The following is a 15,789-nucleotide window of genomic DNA, read 5'->3' as shown; positions in this document are numbered from 1 at the left end:
ACCGTGCTTCGAAGGACCTAAACCGTCCTTCGAACCACCCAAACCGTCCTTCGAAGTACCCAAACCGTGGTTGCAACCACTAAAACGGCCTTCCCAATGTCCCTTGGGGTCGTCGGGAAGGCCGTTTGGGTGCTTCGGAAGGGAGCGGTGGGCTAGGGTTTCTTCGTGGCGGCGGTATCTGCGGCGCCGTCGTGGGTGTAGTAGTCGTGCAGCTGCGCACGCATGGGGCCCAGGTCCACGGTTTCGCCGTTGTCTTCTTCTATGTCGTGGTGAATGTGGCCGATGTCGAACATCATATCAGCACCCAGCACGTTGAGGGCATTTTTCAGCTTTTTGTCGGCCGTGGCCAGGTCGTTGCGCAGGCCGTTGAGGGCGCGGTAGTAGGCCAGCTTGTCGGTGAGGCGCTGCGGGTCGAAGGCGCGGCGCATCACATCAGGGGCGGCCAGGGCCACTTCCAGGGCCTTGTCGGCCAGGGGCAGGCGCTCCGGCGTGATGGTGGCCGAGGTCAGCACGTCGGGCCCCAGGTTGGGGACGAAGTCGAGCGACTTCTTGAAATCGGCGGTGGCTTTCTGGGCCTTTTGCAGCGACGCAGCGTCGACAACGCCGGGGTAGTTGGAACCTTTGGGCATGGGAATTTTGGGTAAATGAGGGTGAAAAAGAAACGGTTGAAAGGTAGCGAATTATTCCACCACCAGGCGCTTGACCAGCGGCCCCTGGGGCGTGGCCAGCAGCAGGGAATAGAGGCCGGTGGGCAGGCCGGCAAGGTCAAGGGCCGTGTCGGCGGCGGCCAGCGGCTGCCGGCGCACCACCTGGCCCAGGGCATTGAGCAGGCGCACCGAGGCCCCCGGCCCGCGCAGGGCCGCCGGCACGCGGAGCGTGGCCGAGCGGCTGGCCGGGTTCGGGAACAGGCTGACCTGGGCGGCCAGGGCCGCCGTGCGCGAAGCCAGCGGGGTGCTGAACATGGTGGCGCACACCGGGGCCGACGCCAGGCCATTGGGGCAGGTGCTGGCCACGCACACGGTGTAGGCCGTGCCCGGCACCAGCCCGGTGAGGAGGACGGGCGAGGCCGTGGGCGCGGGCGACACGGTTTGCACTGGTCCGCCGGCCGCCTGGTAAGTGGCGGTGTAGCTGCTGGCCGCCGCGTTGGTCACGAAGCCGATGCCGGCCGTGGTGGCGCCGAGGTTGCCGACGTACACCGCGCTGGGGGCCGCGCAGCTGGGCACGGCCGGCGTGGTGAAGCTGGTACGCACCGTGCCCGCCCCCGCCCCGGTGCAGCTGCCGGTGAGGGCGACGGTGTAGGCCTTGCCGGGCGTCAGGCCGGTGAGCACCACCGGCGAGCCCGTGACGGTTTGAGTTTGGGCCGGGCCCCCGGCCGGCGTGTAGGTCAGCACGTAGCCCGCGTTGCCGGCGGGCAGGGTGAAGGTGAGCGTGGCTGAGGTGGTGGTAAGTGCCGAAGCGGCCAAGTTGGTGGCCAGCGGGCACGTCACGTCCGTGGTGGCGCAAATGGTAAAAGGTCCACCCGGCCCGCTTCCTGGCTGCCACGCCCGGCCATACACGGTGCTCCCCGGCATAAGCCCCGTGCGGCGCACGAGCGGAAACGCGCCGGCGGTGCTACAGTCCAGCGAAGTGAGGGCCCCACACGTCCCCGAAAAAAATTGTACCCCCACATAGGCAACTGCCGAACCTGTAGCGGGCCCGGTGGCAATCTGCAGCACACCATTGGCCGGCACCGTGGCGCTGAACCAAACGTCCGGCCCCGGTATAAAGCCACATGCGGGAATGTAAGGCAAAGATTGATGGGCATTCACGTCGGACGTCAGGGTCGGGACGCAGGCAGTGCTCACGGGTAAAGCCAGGGCGGTAGCGCAGTCGTCGTTGGCCGCCGTGGTGCTCGGGGCGTAAGTGGTGAAGGTGGTACTCACCGCCGCCGATGGCCCGCCACTGGCGCAGTTCGCCACAACAGACGCCGTATAAAAAGTATTGGGCAGCAAGCCGGTCACGGTGACCGTGCTATACACCTGCATAGACCCTGCCGGCGGTGGAACAGGCGCGTAGGGCACTGTCAGCACCACCGGCGGCCCGGCAGCCGGGGTGCAGGTAATGGTATAGCTCAAAGGGGCCGCACTGCCCGTGACCGCCGCCAAAGAAATTGACGCCGCCGTGGGCGTGAGCAGCGTAGAAGGAACATAGACAGCGAACAGGCTGGCACACGGCAGGGCCGGGGGCAATGCCGAAGCGCACAGCGTAAAGGTGTTGCCGGTGCCGGAGGTTATCCCGGTCACCGATACGTAAAAAGTGGTGTTGGGCACTAGGCCCGTGACCTGTAGGGGCGTGGCTCCCACGTTGCTGGCATTTGGGGACGAGCAGGCCAGCTCCGCAAACGGCCCGGCGCAGGACGGTGCCGCGAATACGCGTAACTGGCTTGCGGCTATCACATTGTTAGCCGTTAGCACGATGCTGGTGCTTCCGGGTCCGGTGGCCGCAGTGGTGAACTTGTACCACACATCAGGCGCCGTAGCCAATCCCCCGCAGCCGGGGTTGGCATAGCCGTTAGGAGCCGAAGTAGTGGCTCCAGTCACAAAACCCATGACCGGTGTGCAGGTGGTGGCGGTGTCGAGGGGCAACGGCGTGGCCCCGCACGGCTCATCATTTGGCACGGCCACGGTAAATGGGAACCGAACAGATGTTTGCCCCCCGGTGGTGCAGGCACCGGTGATGTAGAGGTCGTAACGATTGCCGGGCAGCAACCCCGTCAACGAAATGCTAGGCGGCGTGACCGTGAAGAACACCGACTGCCCCCCAGCCCCCAGAAAAGGAATTAAGTTGAGTTGGGCATTATAAGGCCCCTGACTATTGGCTGAGGGGACGAATGAAATGGTGGCGGCCGTGTGGGCAGCGTTGATGTACACAAGTGGACCCAGCGCGGGAGCCGCACAGGGAATAAAGCCCGGTCCGTCGGATACGCATACCGAGAATGGGCCGGTAGGCGTCGTGTCAGAATATCCGCTTACCCGCAGATAATAAATAGTATTGGGCAACAGGAGGGATGTTGCGAGGGTAGGCGCAGAAGTATTAAATACAGCAGCCGTCGCACATCCTACGGCCGTGAACGGTCCGGCACAGCTGGGAGCCGAATAAAGCCGCAACTGCCCCGCGGCATTGCCCGTCACAGTAATAGTGGCACCCGTACTTCCCAGACCAGTAACGGTAGTCGTGAACTTATACCAGACATCCATCGGAAAACCCACCGTTGTGGCACCGCAGCCGCTGTTATTCACGTAGCCGTTGGGCGGGTTAGTGGGAGTGGCACCTTGGTTGGTTCCCAAAGTCGGGGTGGTGCAGAATACCCCTTGGGGCGTCAGCACCACGGCCCCGCATGGCTCGTCGTTGGCGGGAGGGGCCTGTGCCCAGGCGCTAAAGTTGCTGGTTAGCCACAGCAGTAATATAACGAAGGTTAAATATTGGGGGGAGGTAGATTTCCGCATCATGTCAGCCGGTTGGTGAAAAGGTTTCGCTAGATACCGCGGAATCAATAGAAAATACGCTATGGTTTAGCATATTTATCCATCGGCCGGCTGAAGCGTGGTGCTGGGCAATAGCTACCCCGTGGCCGGCGTTACATTCGCCTATGCCAGCACTTCAAGCCTACCTGACCCTGCGCCGCCGGCTGGCGTGGCGGCTGCTGCTGGAAGTTGGGTGGGTGCGGCTGGCGCTGCTGGTACCGGTGCTGTTGCTGGTCCTCGGCCGGGCGCTGGTGCTGGCGGCACGGCACCCGGCGGGGCAGTGGGCGGTGCCAGTTGTGGTGGCCCTGTTGCTGGCCTCGGCCCATCGGCAGCGGGCTGACTTGCGCTTTCTGGCCACCAGCGCGCCGGATTTCCGGCGTTGGCTGGCCGTGGAATATGGGCTGTGGGCCTTGCCCGTAGCCGTGGTGCTGCTGGGGTTCGGTGATTGGGCGGCGGCCGGGCTCACGCTGGCCCTGGCACCCTGGGCGGCCGCGCTGCCCCCGGTGCGGGAAAGCCGCAGCACGCGCCACCGCAGCCGGAGCTTGTTTCGGAGCGAGGCGTTTGAGTGGGTGAGCGGGCTGCGGCTGGGCGGGCTGTGGGCGTGGCCGCTGCTGCTGGCCGGGGCCGTGTGGCAGCACCCCTCGCCGCTGGGGCCGATGCTGGCGCTGCTCGGCTGGCTGCTGGTGGCGCTGGGCTGCTTCGGCACGCCCGAGCCGGTGACGATGCTGGCCATGGCCGCGCGCAGCCCCCGGCAGTTTCTGCAGCGGCGCTTGCTGCTGGGCCTGGGATGTGCGGCCCTCACGGCGCTGCCATTTTTTTGGCTGGTGGCCGTGGGGCCGGCGGGCAGGGGCGGGGCGGTGGCCGTGGCGCTGGCCTGGCTGGGGCTGGTGGGTATGATTATTCTGACCAAGTACGCTTTTTACCCCAATGCCACGCACATTCGCACCACGCAGGCGCTGGTGGTGGGCGTGGCGCTGGTGCTGCCCGGCAACCCCGTGTACCCGGTGCTGCTGCTGGTGGCGGTGGGCGGGCTGATGTGGCAAAGCCAGCGCCGGCTGCGGGCGGTGCTGGGGGAGAAGGAGTTAAAAGTTGAGAGGTAAAAGTGAAAATTGAAACGGGTTTTCTCTTTTGACTCTCAACTTTTAACACAGCATCGGCATGCTTGAAGTCCTGAACCTGCGCAAAGCCTACGGCAGTCACGTCGTGCTGCACGACGTGAGCCTGACCTTGCGGCCCGGCACCATTCACGGGCTGGTGGGAGCCAACGGCGCGGGCAAAACCACCTTGCTCAACTGCCTCTACGGCTTGGAAAACGACTTTGCCGGCACCGTGCGCGACTCGGCCGGGCCGGCCGTGCGCGAGCATACGGGCCTGCTGCCCTACGAGCCGTATTTCTACCCGCGCCTCACCGGGCGCGAGTACCTGCAGTTCTGCCTGCAAGCCCGGGGCCGCGCCATCACCGATTTCACGGGCTGGAATGCGCTGCTGGAACTCCCGCTCGACCAATACGCCGACGAATACTCGGCCGGAATGCGCAAGAAGCTGGCGCTGCTGGCCCTGCTGGTGCAGCAGTTCGATTACCTGATTCTGGACGAGCCTTTCAACGGCCTCGACCTGGAAGCCAACCTGTTGCTCAAGGAAATCCTGAAGCGGCTGCGTGACCGGGGCACCGGCATTCTGCTCACTTCGCACATCCTGGGGGCCCTCACCGAAACGGCCGATGAGATAACCGTGCTGGTGGGCGGGCGGGTGCAGCGCCACTACGTCGCCGCCGAGTTCGGGACCCTCGAAAACGACCTGCTGAGTAGCCTGCACCGCGAAAAGCTGGGGCTGCTGGATTCACTATTATAACGTGCAGCGGCGTAGTAACTTGGCAGTTCCCTACAGCCTCATTCCATGCAAGTTCCCACGCTCTCCTACCTCAGCGGGCCCAGCACCACGCCGCTATTAGGCGAAACCATTGGCGAAAACCTGCGCCGTACCGTGGCCCGCTACCCCAGGCAGGAGGCCCTGGTGGTGGCCCACCAGGGCTACCGCGCCACGTATCGGGAGCTGTGGGCCCAAACCAGCCAGCTGGCCAAGGGCCTGCTGGCGCTGGGCGTAGCAGCCGGCGAGCGGGTGGGCCTGTGGGCGCCGAACCGCTCGGAATGGGTCGTCACGCAGTTTGGCTCAGCGCGGGTGGGGGCCATTCTGGTGAATATCAACCCCGCCTACCGGGCTTCCGAATTGCAATACGTGCTTAACCAATCGGGGTGCCGGGTGCTGTTGTTGGCGGCTAAATTCCGGCAAACCGATTACGTGGCGCTGCTCGCCAGCGTGCGCGCCGAGTGCCCGGCGCTGGAGCACGTCATCGTGCTCGAAGACGGCTGGGAGGACCTGCTGGCCAGCGGTGCGGGGGTGCCCGATGAAGAGCTGGCTGCCCGCGAAGCCGAATTGCAGTTCGATGATTCCATTAACATTCAGTACACCAGCGGCACCACCGGCTTCCCCAAAGGGGCCACGCTCTCGCACCACAACATCCTCAACAACGGCTATTTTATTGGCGAAACGCTGCGCTATACGGCCGCCGACCGGGTGTGCATTCCGGTGCCGTTTTACCACTGCTTTGGGATGGTGATTGGCAACCTGGCCTGCGTGTCGCACGGCAGCTGCATGGTCATTCCTTCCGAGGCATTCGACCCGAAAGCGGCCATGCGGGCGGTGCAGGATGAGCGCTGCACCTCGCTCTACGGCGTGCCCACCATGTTCATTGCCGAGCTGGAGCACCCCGAATTTTCGCAGTTCGACTTCAGCAGCCTGCGCACCGGCGTGATGGCCGGCTCGCCCTGCCCCGAGGAAGTGATGCGCAAGGTGCAAACCCTGATGAACATGCGCGAAGTCACCATCTGCTACGGCATGACGGAAACCTCGCCCGTTTCGGCCCAAAGCTATACCGCTGACCCACTGGCCAAGCGCGTGAGCACCGTGGGCCACGTCCACCCGCACCTCGAAGTGAAAGTGGTGGACCCCGAAACCGGCCGCCTCGTGCCGCGCGGCACGCCCGGCGAGCTGTGCACCCGCGGCTACTCCGTGATGCTGGGATACTGGAACAACCCGCAAGCCACGGCCGCCGCCATCGATTCTGCCCGCTGGATGCATACCGGCGACCTCGCCACCATCGACGCCGAGGGGTACTTGAACATCGTGGGCCGCATCAAGGACGTGATTTTGCGGGGTGGCGACAACATCTATCCTCGCGAGGTGGAGGAGTTTCTCTACACGCACCCGGCCGTGGCCGACGTGCAGGTTATCGGCGTGCCCAGCCTGCGCTACGGCGAGGAGGTGATGGCTTGGGTGAAGCTGAAAGAAGGCCACGCCGCCACCGGCGAGGAAATCATGGTCTTCTGCAAAAACCGCATTTCCACCAGTAAAATCCCGGTTTTTTGGAAATTTGTGGACGGTTTCCCGATGACGGTAACCGGCAAAATTCAGAAATACCTGATGCGTGAGCAAGCCGTGGAAGAGCTGGGCCTGCAAGCCGCTGCCGCCGTGAAAACGGCGTAGCGCGGACTTGTAGTCCGCGAGTATGAAAATAGTATCAACTCGCGAACTACAAGTCCGCGCTACAGTGCCAGGTAAAACCCCGCCAGCAGGGCCCGGAACTCGGCGGAATAAACGGTATCATCTTCCGCCATCCGAATAGTCATTTCCGTTTCCACAGCCCTAGTTGCCCCTCGCCGAAACCCGGTGATGTGCCGCAGCGGCCGGCTGCCGGGCCGGTGCCGCACCACCAGCCGCGTGGCCGGCCGCAGTTCCATCGCCGCCGCTACTTGCTCAAATTCGTGCATCTCCGGCGGCGGCAGCAATACCGTCAGCAAGCCAACTGGCTCCAGTAACTCCGCCGCACCAGCCGCCAGGGCCTCAAAGGAAAGGGTGTCGGCCGCCTCGTGCCGGGCGGTGGTGCGCCCCGCATCGGGCGAGCGCAGGGACTGCCGGAAAAACGGCGGGTTGCAGACGATGTGGCTAAACGGCGCGGGCTGCGTCGCCGCGTAATCGGCCAGACTCAGGCCGTGAATCCTAAGGCGCGCTGCCCACGGGCTGGCCGCCGCATTGGCCGCCGCCTGGGCGGCGGCGGCGGCTTCAATCTCGACTGCTTCAATCTCCACCCTGGCATTTCGCTGGGCGGCCATGAGGGCCAGCAGGCCGGTGCCAGTGCCGATATCAAGCAGGCGGGTGGCGCCGGTGAGGTCGGCGGCCGCGCCCAGCAGGCAGGCATCGGTGCTCACTTTCATGGCGCAGGCGCTTTGCTCGATGCGGAATTGCTGGAACTGGAAGAAGTCGTTGGGCAAAAGAGGAAATAGTGCCGTTGGGCCTGCTGAATGAGTATAGTTTTTAATCCAGCAAGGTCAATTCGCTGGTTAATATATTCATTTTGAAGACTCGAAGCTTGTCTTCTTTGGAGTAAGCAATAGATCTAAACTCTAGGTTTACATCGTCCAATTCGTCTTGATGAAGCGCATTGGTCCAGCTTATATTTTCTAGATTTAGTGGTGTAATTTCTGTCCCAGTCCTGATATCAAAAATCGTTAAACCGTGTCCAGCCACGATAACATATTTTTCGGCCTTCATAATCAAGGCTGAAGTCGGGTTGCCGTAGTGATGCCCAACGTAAATATCCGTTTCCTCAAAATCGGTTAGCGTGTGGCATTGAGCTTTTTGTTTAAGATAGACAGTCTCATCAAGAGCATAAACCTTGTAATCAGGGCTTTCTGCCGAGAAATTAATGTGGTTGTACATGAGTTTGCTTAGAGTGACGACGCTCCCACAATGGCCTCGTACCCCTCATCCACCAAAAGCCCTTTTCCCAGGGCGCTTTGCACGGCCAGCACGTCGCAACGCTCGTTTTCGGCGTGGCCGGCGTGGCCTTTTATCCAGTGGAAGGTGACGTTGCGCTGCTTGTAGATGCGCAGGAAGCGGCGCCACAGGTCCTCGTTGGCCTTCTTGCCAAAATCGGGCTTCTTTTCCCAGCCGAACACCCACTTTTTCTCCACGGCATCGACCACGTACTTGGAATCGGAGACGACGCGGATGGGCAGCTCGGGGCGGGTCACGGCTTCGAGGCCCACAATCACGGCCAGCAGTTCCATGCGGTTGTTGGTAGTGCGGCGGAAGCCCTGGGTCAGCTCCTTTTCGTGGGGGCCGTAGCGCAGGATGGCGCCGTAGCCGCCGGGGCCGGGGTTGCCGCGGGCCGAGCCGTCGGTGAACAGGTGAATCAAGGGAATCAGGAATGATAAGACCGTCATGCTGAGCGCAGCCGAAGCATGACGGTCAATGGTTAAAAATTGGCTTTGAATAACTTGATGGCGATGGCCAGCAGAATCACGCCGAACACGCGGCGGAGCACATCTTCGCCGGCTTTGCCAAGCTGGCGCTCAATCCAGGGGCTGGTTTTGAGCACGACGTACACGAAAACCAGGTTCAGCAGGATGCCGACCAGGATGTTGGGCAGCGTGTAGGCGGCGCGCAGCGAGAGCAGCGTGGTCATGGTGCCGGCCCCGGTGATGAGCGGAAACGCCAGGGGCACGATGGAGCCCGTGCTGGCCGTGAGGTTGGATTTGAACAGTTCGATGCCGAGTATCATTTCCAGCCCGATGAGGAAGATGATGACCGCCCCGGCCAGGGCAAAACTCTCATTATCAACCCCAAAAAGCCGCAGAATGCTCTGGCCCAGAAACAGGAAAGCCACCATCAGACAGCCCGCCACGAAGGTGGCCAGCTCGGCCTTAATCTGCCCCTCGCGCTGCCGAATCTGAATGATAATCGGAATGGAGCCGATGATGTCAATCACCGCGAAAAGGGTGAGCGTAACGGAGAGGATTTGCTGGAAGTTGAGCACGGTTGAACTGATTTTTGAACGTCATGCTGAGCGCCGCCGAAGCAGCTCGCCTGCTACTACTACTAATCAAGGGCCTTTTCACGATTGATTTACTGCCCGAAGCGAGCTGCTTCGGCGGCGCTCAGCATGACGTTCTTTTACTCCTTATTCATCTCTAATTACCCAGGGTATTCCTTGGCGAAAAACTGCACAAGGGCTTCCATGGCGGCATCGGGCACGGCGGGGAAGTTGGCGATGCGGACGGTGGTGTTTTTCAGCGGGCCGTAGCCGCTGCCCAGCTGCAGGCCGGCTTCCTTGGCTTTGGCTTTGATTTCCTCGATGAGGGCCGGCTCGCCTTTGAGGCCGATGACGGTGGTGGAGCGGGTTTCGGGGTTCGTGACGAAGGGCTGGAGCGGGGTGGCCTGCTCGAAGAAGGCGTAGAGCTTCTCGGCGCGGTCCACGAGGTGCTGGTGCACGGTTTTGATGGGCTCGCGGTCGGCCAGCACGCGGCTCAGCAGGTAAATGCCGAGGACGTTGGGCGTGTAGTTGGTCTGGTAGTTCAGCATCTGGGCCAGTGCGGCGGGCAGGCCGTTGTAATGCGCCCGGTCGTTCACGACTTTGGCCTGGGCCACGGCGCGGGGCGACAAAATCATCACGCCCAGGCCCGCGGGCAGCCCAAAGCACTTCTGCACCGACCCAAACCAGACGTCGGCCTTGATGTATTTCAGGTTCAGGCCGGCCAGCGAGCTGGTGGCATCCACGGCCAGCAGGGCCCCGCCGAGGCGGTTGTAGAGGTTCAGGATGAAGCCCTCGCGCAGCTGGGTGGCGGTGCTGGTTTCGTTCTGGGTGATGCAAACCAAATCCGTATCGTCGGGGGCGAAGGGGAGGCTGGCCACGTCGGGCACCTCATCGAGGCCGAACGACAGGCCCGTGCTGGCCGGCCGCAGGGCCTGGGCATACTTCATCCACTTCTCGCCAAAGTCGCCGTTATAAAGGTGAAACGAGCGGCGCGGGGTGAGACTCTGAGCCAGGATTTCCCAGCATTCGGTGGCCGAGTTGGTGAACAGGACCGTGTAGTCCTGCGGCACGTTGAGCTTGGTTTTGAGGTCGGTGACGGTCTGGCGCACCAGGCTGGTTACTTTTTCGGAGCGGTGCGGGGCCGAGAGCCAACCCTCGTCGAAGGCATCGGTGAGGTACTGGCGAACGGCGGGATATACGGCCGAAGGCCCGGGATTGAAAGTATACATGAGGAGTTGAAGCTAGAGGGGAGGGGCACCGCCGGGGCAAAGGTAGCGGGTACGCAAACCCGCATGGGAAGGATTTTGCACGCGGTTTGACACGAGATGCTCGGCCGGGCTATTGCCTTGCCAATGTAACTTACACCGGCACCCGGTACCGTCTTCCCATAACCAATGTAAGTTACATCGGCACCCGGCACCGTCTTCTCATGGCCAATGCAACTTACATTGGTGCCCGGCGCCTCCCTCCCAAGGCTAATGTAACTTACACGAGGACCCGGCGCCTCCGTCCCACAGCCAGTGTAAACATTCGACGTTGCCTCACACCCGAAACCCCACCCGCTTGGGCTGCTGGTTCACGAACCATTGCACAGCCAGCCGGTAGCTCTCCAGCCCGAAGCCGCTGATGCTGCCGGCGCAGTGCCGGCCAAACAAGCTGCGTTGGCGGAAATCCTCGCGGGCGGCCAGGTTGCTCAGGTGCACCTCCACCACGGGCGTGTTGATGGCGGCCACGGCATCGGCCAGGGCCACGCTGGTGTGGGTGAGCCCGCCGGCGTTCAGCACGATGCCATCGAGCGAGAAACCCACTTCGTGGAGCTTGTCGAGAATGGCGCCTTCATGGTTCGATTGGAACTGGGTGAGCGTGAGTTTGGGAAAAGCTTCGGCCAGCTCGGGGAAAAAGTCTTCAAACGAGCGGTTGCCGTAGATGCCGGGCTCGCGGCGGCCGAGCAGGTTGAGGTTGGGGCCGTTGAGGATGAGGATGTCCATTAGTTCATTTAACAATTATCAGTTAACATTTAGCACGCCGGCGGCGCAGGTTCATTAACATGCCGGCCGTTTCGGTAATTGGCTGCGTTCTTTGGGGCTGCAAGCTACATCGGCGGCTTTCCCGCGCCATTAGCGCCCGTCTGGGCGTTAAAGGTTAATTGATAGTTGGTAAATGAAATGACCTGGCCCCAGGCAATTAAACAATTCGACGGCTACCTGCGCCTCGAAAAGTCGCTCTCGCCCAACTCGGTGGAAGCCTATGTGCGCGACGTAGGCAAGCTCCAGCAGTTTTTGTTGTTTGAGAAGCTGCACGTTGGCCCCACGCAAATCACCACGCCGGTGCTGCGCGATTTTCTGGCCACGCTGCAAGGGCTGGGCCTGAGCGCCACCTCGCAGGCCCGCACGCTGTCGGGCCTCAAGGCGTTTTTCAACTTCCTCATCATGGAAGACCTGCTGAAGCTGGACCCCACCGATACCCTGGAAGCCCCCAAAACCGGCCGCCATCTCCCGGACACCCTCAGCTACCCCGAAATCGAGCAGCTGCTGGCCATCATCGACCTGAGTACCGACGACGGCCTACGCGCCCGCGCCCTGCTTGAAGTCATGTATTCCTCCGGCCTGCGCGTGAGCGAGCTCTGCGACCTGCGGCTGAGCAATATGTACGCCGAGCAGGGCTTTGTGAAAGTGGTGGGCAAGGGCAACAAGGAGCGCCTCGTGCCCATTGGCCGCGAAGCCCTCAAGCACCTCAATTTCTACCTCAGCGGCGTGCGCGGGCACCTCGACATCAAAAGCGGAGCCGAGGATTTTGCGTTTCTGAGCCAGCGCGGCCGGCCGCTGTCGCGCATCACCGTGTTCACCACCCTCAAAAAACTGGCCGAGCAGGCGGGCCTGCGCAAAACCATCAGCCCGCACACGCTGCGGCATTCTTTCGCCACGCACCTCATTGAGGGCGGCGCCGACCTGCGCGCCGTGCAGGAAATGCTGGGCCACGCCAGCATCACCACCACCGAAATCTACACGCACCTCGACCGGGACTATCTGCGGCAGGTCATCACCGAGTTTCACCCGCGCAGCTAGGTCGCCGCCAGCCAGCTAGTAGTTGGAGCCGTCGAAACAGACCGCACATTAACCACTGGCTTTGTTGATGACGAAAAATGGGCGTGGGCATGGCCCAGGTGCGCAAAAGGCAGGAGTAGTAGAAGCGGTGAAGGCAGCGGCCCGCGCCCGTGACGAACAAGCTGAACAGCAGCCCAAGTTGCAGCGCACAGCAGGGCAGGAGCGGGGCACGCCGCGCTAAAAACCGCCGTGAATTGCGTAGATTTGGCCTTTATGCTTCCGTAGAATGGCAGATAATCGTTATAAAAACACCCCCGCCGGCTCCTCTGCCAACCGCCCCGCCGAGCCCCGGCAGCCGCGGCGCAACGAGGCGCGCCCCGCCGGCGCGGCCCCCGAGCCCGCTCCGGCCCGCCCGGAGCCCCGTCCCGCGGCCGCCAACGTGCCTAAAAATGCCCGGCCCGCGGCTCCCGGTCAGCGGCCCGCCGCCCCCAGGCCACCCCGCGCCCCACGGGGGCCGTTGCCGGGGGTGAGCAATGTGCTGGCCATGCTGCGCGACCGGCGCTTTCACCTGTTCATTGGCTTTGGCCTCCTGCTGGGGAGCCTATACCTCACCATCGCCTTCACCTCGTTCCTGTTCACGGGCCACGCCGACCAGAGCGTAGTGGCCGCCATGGGAACCGTTCCCGTGAAAGAAGCCGGGCAGGAATCGGGCAATTGGCTGGGCCTGCTGGGCGCCTGGGCCGCGCAGCTGTTCATCTACAAGCTGTTTGGCGTGGCGGCGTTTGCCCTCATTCCCATCGTGTTTTTTCTGGGGTATAAGATTGTGTTTCGCACCGCAGGCGGCTCGGTGAGCTACGTGCTGGCACTGGGCCTGTTCACCATGGCCTGGCTGAGCGTGCTGCTGGGCTACGTGGTGGTGAGCCTGGCCTCGCCCGGCGCCGACCCTGCCCTGGCCCACCGGCTCGATTTTCTGTGCGGCGGCGTGGGCTTCGAGGCCGCGTCCTGGCTCGACAGCCTCATTGGCTGGGGCACGGTGCTGCTGCTGGCCTTCGCGTTGATTTCGTTCGTAGTGTTCTTCTTCAACGTCACCAGCCTCAACCTGGGCAGTTTCCGCCGCCTCCGCACCGAGGACGATGCCGACGAAGACGCCGAGCTGGAAGCCGAAATTGCCGCCGAGCAAGCTGCCGCCGTAGCCCCTGCGGCTGTGGCGGCGCCGCCCAAAGCAAAACCCCCGGTGCAGGAATCGGCAGCAATTTCGACGGCTACCGTGGCCGCCAGCGGCGCGCAAGCCGCCCGCCCGGCTCTGCAGCTCAGCACCGACGAACCAGAGGAAGCAGCGCCGGCCACCAAGGAGTTTGAGCCCGCCCCACGCCCCGGCGCAGGGGTGGCCCTAAGCGTGGCCAGTACGCTGGCCGCGCCCGCTGCTGTGATGCCCGCCACTGCGGCGGTTGCCGCTGCTGCCGTGCCGCTGGCGCCTACGGGCCCGGCGTTCTCCATTGAAATGCCCACGCCGGAAGCGCCAGCCGTGACTCCAGGCGTGCCCGCGTCCACCATTCCCACACCGCTTTCGCTGGCCGATTTGGCCGATGGCGACCTGCCCGCTCCCCGCTCCCCACTTCCCGCTCCCCAGGCCCGCTCCCTGGAAATTACCCTGCCCGGCCGCGACGACCTGGACCCGAACGCCGGGGCCGACATCGCTGCGGTGGCCGATGAGGACGAGGACACCGAGGCCATGCCCAACGTGAACTACGACCCCACGCTGGACCTGCCCCGCTACCAATTTCCCACCCTGGAGCTGCTCAATGACTACGGCCAGGCCAAGGCCCAGGTCACGAAGGAAGAGCTCGAAGCCAACAAGGACCGCATCGTGGAAACGCTGGGCCACTACGGCATCAGCATTGCCAGCATCAAGGCCACCATCGGCCCCACGGTCACGCTCTACGAAATCGTGCCCGAAGCCGGCGTGCGCATCTCCAAAATCAAGGCCCTCGAAGACGATATTGCCCTGAGCCTGGCCGCGTTGGGCATCCGCATCATCGCGCCCATTCCCGGCAAAGGCACCATCGGCATCGAGGTGCCGAACACGAAAAAGGAGATGGTGAGCATCCGTTCGGTGCTGGGCTCGGAGAAGTTTGCCCGCACCGAAATGGACCTGCCCATCGCCTTCGGCCGCACCATCACCAACGAGGTGTTCGTGGCCGATTTGGCCAAGATGCCCCACTTGCTCATGGCCGGGGCCACGGGCCAGGGCAAGTCGGTGGGGCTGAACGTAATTCTGGCCTCGCTGCTCTACAAGCGCCACCCGGCCCAGCTGAAATTTGTGCTCGTCGACCCCAAAAAGGTAGAACTGAGCATCTTCAATAAAATTGAGCGCCACTACCTGGCCAAGCTGCCCGACACCGACGAGGCCATCATCACTGACACCAAAAAGGTGGTGAACACGCTCAACTCGTTGTGCATGGAGATGGACCGGCGCTACGACCTGCTGAAAGAAGCCGGCTGCCGCAATCTGAAGGAGTACAACGTTAAGTTCATCGAGCGCCGCCTCAATCCCAAGAAAGGCCACCGCTTCCTGCCCTTCATCGTGCTGGTAATCGACGAGTTGGCCGACCTGATGATGACCGCCGGCAAGGAAGTGGAAACCCCCATTGCGCGCCTCGCGCAGCTGGCCCGCGCCATCGGCATTCACCTCATCGTGGCCACCCAGCGCCCGAGCGTAAACGTCATCACCGGCATCATCAAAGCCAACTTTCCCTGCCGGATTTCCTTTAAGGTGACCAGCAAAATTGACTCGCGCACCATTCTGGACACCGGCGGGGCCGACCAGCTCATCGGCCAGGGCGACATGCTGTTCTCGGCCGGCTCGGACCTGATTCGGGTGCAGTGCGCCTTCATCGACACGCCGGAAGTGGACCGCGTCTGCGACTTCATCGGCGGGCAGCAGGGCTATTCCGACGCCTACCTGCTGCCCGAAGTGGCCGGGGCCGACGGCGACGCCGGCAGCGGCAACGAGGAAATGGACCCCTCCGAGCGCGACACCATGTTTGACGAAGCCGCCCGCTGCATCGTGCTGCACCAGCAGGGCAGCACCAGCCTGCTCCAGCGCAAGCTGAAGCTGGGCTACAACCGGGCCGGCCGCCTAATCGACCAGCTCCAGCACGCCGGCATCGTGGGTCCGTTCGAAGGCAGCAAGGCCCGCGACGTGCTCATTCCCGACGAGTACCAGCTGGAGCAGCTGTTGAACAGCATGAAGTAAACGTGGCCGCATAAGCTCGTGCTTTCACGGCGAACTATTTTTGTCTTCATCGGGTCTTCATTCGCATTCTGGCCGGTCGTTTGTTAAACGAAACCCGTATCTGGCTATCTGAGC

13 protein-coding genes are annotated in these 15,789 nt (G+C 62.9%); 5 read left to right on the top strand and 8 right to left on the bottom strand.

The features are described from left to right. Positions 1 to 152 precede the first annotated feature (152 nt). Both J4G38_RS05445 and J4G38_RS28925 read right to left on the bottom strand, forming a co-directional pair. The gene (locus tag J4G38_RS05445) at positions 153 to 629 is read right to left on the bottom strand and encodes a hypothetical protein (protein ID WP_210516211.1); all 477 of its coding nucleotides are present in this window, start codon (positions 627 to 629) and stop codon (positions 153 to 155) included. Between the two features lie 51 nt (positions 630 to 680). Beyond that, entirely contained in the window at positions 681 to 2,909 is a 2,229-nt protein-coding gene (locus J4G38_RS28925) for a fibronectin type III domain-containing protein (RefSeq protein WP_210516213.1), read from the bottom strand. 719 nt (positions 2,910 to 3,628) lie between these two features. On the opposite strand from J4G38_RS28925, the gene J4G38_RS05435 reads away from it, so the two are divergent. From J4G38_RS05435 to J4G38_RS05425, 3 genes are read left to right on the top strand one after another with little or no spacing between them, the layout of a single operon-like run. Next, complete coding sequence (locus J4G38_RS05435) at positions 3,629 to 4,603, top strand: hypothetical protein (protein WP_210516215.1); 975 nt, start codon at positions 3,629 to 3,631, stop codon at positions 4,601 to 4,603. A 58-nt stretch (positions 4,604 to 4,661) separates the two neighbouring features. Next, on the top strand, positions 4,662 to 5,354 hold the full coding sequence (locus tag J4G38_RS05430) for an ATP-binding cassette domain-containing protein (protein WP_210516218.1): 693 nt from the start codon (positions 4,662 to 4,664) through the stop codon (positions 5,352 to 5,354). Positions 5,355 to 5,399: 45 nt separating this feature from the next. Then, positions 5,400 to 7,046, top strand: a complete 1,647-nt coding sequence (locus J4G38_RS05425; RefSeq protein ID WP_210516220.1) for an AMP-binding protein — start codon at positions 5,400 to 5,402, stop codon at positions 7,044 to 7,046. 59 nt (positions 7,047 to 7,105) lie between these two features. On the opposite strand, the gene J4G38_RS05420 is transcribed toward J4G38_RS05425, so the two are convergent. The 6 genes from J4G38_RS05420 to J4G38_RS05395 all read right to left on the bottom strand — a co-directional run bounded on the left by J4G38_RS05420 (position 7,106) and on the right by J4G38_RS05395 (position 11,363). After that, a complete protein-coding gene (locus J4G38_RS05420) occupies positions 7,106 to 7,831 on the bottom strand; it encodes a tRNA1(Val) (adenine(37)-N6)-methyltransferase (protein ID WP_210516222.1) in 726 nt (241 codons plus the stop codon). Between the two features lie 43 nt (positions 7,832 to 7,874). Next, positions 7,875 to 8,279 (bottom strand): hypothetical protein, encoded by a 405-nt coding sequence (locus J4G38_RS05415; RefSeq protein WP_210516224.1) that lies wholly within the window; start codon positions 8,277 to 8,279, stop codon positions 7,875 to 7,877. 8 nt (positions 8,280 to 8,287) lie between these two features. Next, positions 8,288 to 8,758: a ribonuclease HI gene (gene rnhA / locus J4G38_RS05410; protein WP_210516226.1), complete on the bottom strand. Its 471-nt coding sequence runs from the start codon at positions 8,756 to 8,758 to the stop codon at positions 8,288 to 8,290. Between the two features lie 59 nt (positions 8,759 to 8,817). Further along, the gene (locus J4G38_RS05405; protein WP_210516228.1) at positions 8,818 to 9,378 is read right to left on the bottom strand and encodes a MarC family protein; all 561 of its coding nucleotides are present in this window, start codon (positions 9,376 to 9,378) and stop codon (positions 8,818 to 8,820) included. Between the two features lie 158 nt (positions 9,379 to 9,536). Further along, entirely contained in the window at positions 9,537 to 10,604 is a 1,068-nt protein-coding gene (locus tag J4G38_RS05400; protein WP_210516230.1) for an aminotransferase class V-fold PLP-dependent enzyme, read from the bottom strand. A 312-nt stretch (positions 10,605 to 10,916) separates the two neighbouring features. Beyond that, positions 10,917 to 11,363, bottom strand: a complete 447-nt coding sequence (locus J4G38_RS05395) for a type II 3-dehydroquinate dehydratase (RefSeq protein ID WP_210516232.1) — start codon at positions 11,361 to 11,363, stop codon at positions 10,917 to 10,919. A gap of 177 nt (positions 11,364 to 11,540) precedes the next feature. Here J4G38_RS05395 and xerD point away from each other — a divergent pair, with 177 nt between their 5' ends. After that, the gene (xerD, locus tag J4G38_RS05390; protein WP_210516234.1) at positions 11,541 to 12,440 is read left to right on the top strand and encodes a site-specific tyrosine recombinase XerD; all 900 of its coding nucleotides are present in this window, start codon (positions 11,541 to 11,543) and stop codon (positions 12,438 to 12,440) included. A gap of 265 nt (positions 12,441 to 12,705) precedes the next feature. Next, positions 12,706 to 15,675, top strand: a complete 2,970-nt coding sequence (locus J4G38_RS05385) for an FtsK/SpoIIIE family DNA translocase (protein ID WP_210516236.1) — start codon at positions 12,706 to 12,708, stop codon at positions 15,673 to 15,675. Positions 15,676 to 15,789: the final 114 nt, after the last annotated feature.

It is taken from the genome of Hymenobacter terricola (assembly GCF_017921975.2).
Taxonomy (GTDB): domain Bacteria; phylum Bacteroidota; class Bacteroidia; order Cytophagales; family Hymenobacteraceae; genus Hymenobacter; species Hymenobacter terricola.
The sequence above is the reverse complement of the archived record's forward strand: the minus strand, read 5'-3'. Positions and strand labels throughout refer to the sequence as shown.